Annotated in this window: 3 protein-coding genes; 1 reads left to right on the top strand and 2 read right to left on the bottom strand. The window is 44.0% G+C overall.

What is annotated here, in order from left to right; all coding sequences use genetic code 11:
- Positions 1-173: transposase (locus A3735_RS29070; protein WP_082885912.1), on the bottom strand; the 173-nt coding region annotated here is incomplete at its 3' end.
- Between the two features lie 241 nt (positions 174-414).
- On the opposite strand from A3735_RS29070, the gene A3735_RS16605 reads away from it, so the two are divergent.
- The gene (locus tag A3735_RS16605) at positions 415-1,764 is read left to right on the top strand and encodes a DEAD/DEAH box helicase (protein WP_068507786.1); all 1,350 of its coding nucleotides are present in this window, start codon (positions 415-417) and stop codon (positions 1,762-1,764) included.
- A 79-nt stretch (positions 1,765-1,843) separates the two neighbouring features.
- On the opposite strand, the gene A3735_RS16600 is transcribed toward A3735_RS16605, so the two are convergent.
- Positions 1,844-2,644 carry a hypothetical protein gene (locus A3735_RS16600; protein ID WP_068507789.1) on the bottom strand — a complete coding sequence of 267 codons (801 nt, stop codon included), beginning with the start codon at positions 2,642-2,644 and terminating at the stop codon, positions 1,844-1,846.
- Positions 2,645-2,827 lie beyond the last annotated feature (183 nt).

The raw sequence follows: 2,827 nt of genomic DNA, 5'->3' as shown, positions 1-2,827 counted from the left end.
TTGCCTCTGAAAGCATTGCCTGAATCGTTTTGATATTCTTTTATCCAACGCCCCAGTACCTGTGCGCTAATACCCAGGCTACGGGCTGCCTCTGTCCTAGTGTGGCCTTGATCAAGCACCAGACTAATCGCGTCCAATTTAAATTCTTGGGAATATTTTTTTCGTGTATTCAATTTACCTTCTCCAGTTAGGACGTATTATGTCTTAACTGGACTGGTCATATCTATTAGACCACGTCAGTACCGGGATGGCTCGATCGACAAGATCAATCAGGAGTTTATGCCTTGATTTCTTAAACATCGTGAACAGCTATCGCTCAAAAACAATACTAGCGCCAACCACTAGAATCCTATAAGCTCGCTCTCCTTATTTTGGCTGTATTGTTATTGTACAGCCCCTACAGTTGAGCAGTTTATGAGTTTCGAGTCTTTAGGTCTTTCGCTTCCACTATTAAAAGCTATTGAAGAATTAGGGTATAAAACCCCATCCCCTATACAAGAAAAAGCTATACCTGAAGTACTTGCCGGCCATGACCTTTTAGCAGCAGCACAAACCGGCACAGGGAAAACTGCTGGTTTTACATTGCCCATCCTAGATCGTCTCGTTAAAGGCGAAAAACCAAAAGGTAATCGAGTTCGTGCAGTTATCCTCGCCCCAACCAGAGAACTCGCAGCACAAATTGCCGTAAGTGTTGAGCAGTATTCGAAACACCTTCCTCTACGTTCTTCTGTTGTCTACGGTGGCGTCAAGATTAACCCTCAGATGATGCTGCTACGTAAAGGTCTCGATATACTTGTAGCCACTCCGGGACGTCTTCTCGACCTACACTCTCAAAATGCAGTGAAATTTGAAGACCTCGAAATCCTTGTTCTCGATGAAGCTGACAGAATGCTAGATATGGGCTTTATAAGGGATATTCGGAAAATTATTTCCTTGCTTCCAAAGAACAGGCAAAGCCTATTATTCTCAGCCACCTTTTCAGACGAAATCAAGATGCTCTCAAGAGAGTTTACACATAACCCCGTTGAGGTCTCAGTTAGTCCCAGTAATACAACAGCAAAAACAATTGAGCAGTGGATATACCCAGTCGATAAAAATAGAAAATCAAAACTTTTATGCCAATTGATTAAGGAAGAAAACTGGCAACAAACTTTGGTTTTTTGTCGTACCAAACATGGATCAAACCGCCTAACAAGAGTTCTCGAAGGGGCAGGTATCAAAGCTGCCGCGATTCACGGCAATAAAAGTCAAGGTGCCCGAACTCGAGCCCTACAAGAGTTTAAGTCTGGTGTCATTCAAGTTTTAGTTGCGACTGATATTGCAGCACGCGGCATCGATATAGATCAGCTACCTCAGGTTGTTAACTTTGAGCTACCTCACGTATCTGAAGATTACGTGCACAGAATAGGTAGAACCGGCCGCGCGGGGTCGGATGGTTTAGCGATATCTTTGGTTTGTGCCGATGAATTTAAAGAACTCAAAGGTATTGAACGGTTAACTAAACAAGTGATTCAACGTAGAACGGTCGAAGGCTTCGAACCTGTGCACTCCCTACCCGAATCCCAGCTAGATACTCGTCCGATCAAAGCAAAAAAGCCCAAGAAACCCAAAAAGCCAAAAGCCGAGCAGCACGGCAATCAGGCGAAGACCGACTCCGATAAAAATAAGCCTAGAAGAGCAAAAAGACGCCCTACTCAAAAGCAATCCCGCGGAAATCAGTCAAGCAGCCAGTCAAGTAACAAGGATATATGGAAACAAAAGTAGCCGTAGCCACTAAGAATTGTTTTGAAAGAACTTAAAAAGCTCAGATCCAGGTAATCTGAGCTTTATTGAAAAAAGACGATTAGATTGTTACAGAAATAGAGTCGGATAAGTCGCTTTCGAGGCCGTCAGTATCTACAACGGTAATTGCAAAATGATAATCACCATCGGCCAGCTCAGTAACAATATATGAGGTATCTAGACCATCGACCTCATGAACAGTATCAACCTCACCGTTACCAGCAACTTGATAGATTCTAAAGCCCTGTATTTCGTAAACTTCGAAATCTGAACCATCTGCTCGCTGACTTGGATAAGCCCAGCTAAATTCTATAGCGCCGAGAGACGCTTCTTGCTCCTGCCCGTCAGTAGCGTCAGAAGAACCTTCGTTGTCACTACCGCTAGAATCACTCGACCCGCTTTGACTTTCCCCACTGCCCGCTTGCTGGTCGTCAGAGCCACTGTCATCTTGTCCACCGACTACTGAGCCGCCAGTATCTCCAGCATCGCTTGAATTATCTGAAGAATCGTTGGAAGCCTCTTCACTGTTCCCCTGAGCCTCTTGCCCACCAGGCTCTTCAACTTGCTGAATTTCTACAGGTTCTTCGTCAGAGGTCGCTGCTGAGCCACAACCAACCAAAGCCAAGGGAGATAAACTAATAATCGAAGAAACAATGGCGCTACGTAATTTACTCTGTACTTTAAGAGCTTGGTCAATCTGTCTACGACTCAACCAGCCTTTATCGACGAGAATCTGACCCAAGGGCAGATCAGTGCCTTGCTGAGAAGCAATTGCTTCATTCAACTGCGTTTCGTTTATTAGGCCTTTATCTAAAAGAATATCACCTAGACGCGTTTTTTCTGTTTGTTGAGTCGCGTACATATTTTTACCCGCCTATCATCATTTTCTCTCGCACGAACCTGTATTCCAACTACTTAAAGACAAGCTAAATCACCATAGCGATTGTCTAAAGCTTGCAACAAACTGCGGGAGTAATACGTGAACCAATGTTGCGTAATGTTTCTATTAATATAGATGAGAACATAGCTTTATCAACACGACCAG

This window comes from Oleiphilus sp. HI0061, assembly GCF_001635675.1.
This window is presented reverse-complemented; position numbering and strand designations above follow the sequence as displayed.

Excerpts from the sequence above, each read along its gene's own strand:
- A3735_RS16600 (WP_068507789.1), bottom strand. The coding sequence starts at position 2,644 with ATGTACGCGACTCAACAAACAGAAAAAACGCGTCTAGGTGATATTCTT.
- A3735_RS16605 (WP_068507786.1), top strand. The coding sequence starts at position 415 with ATGAGTTTCGAGTCTTTAGGTCTTTCGCTTCCACTATTAAAAGCTATT.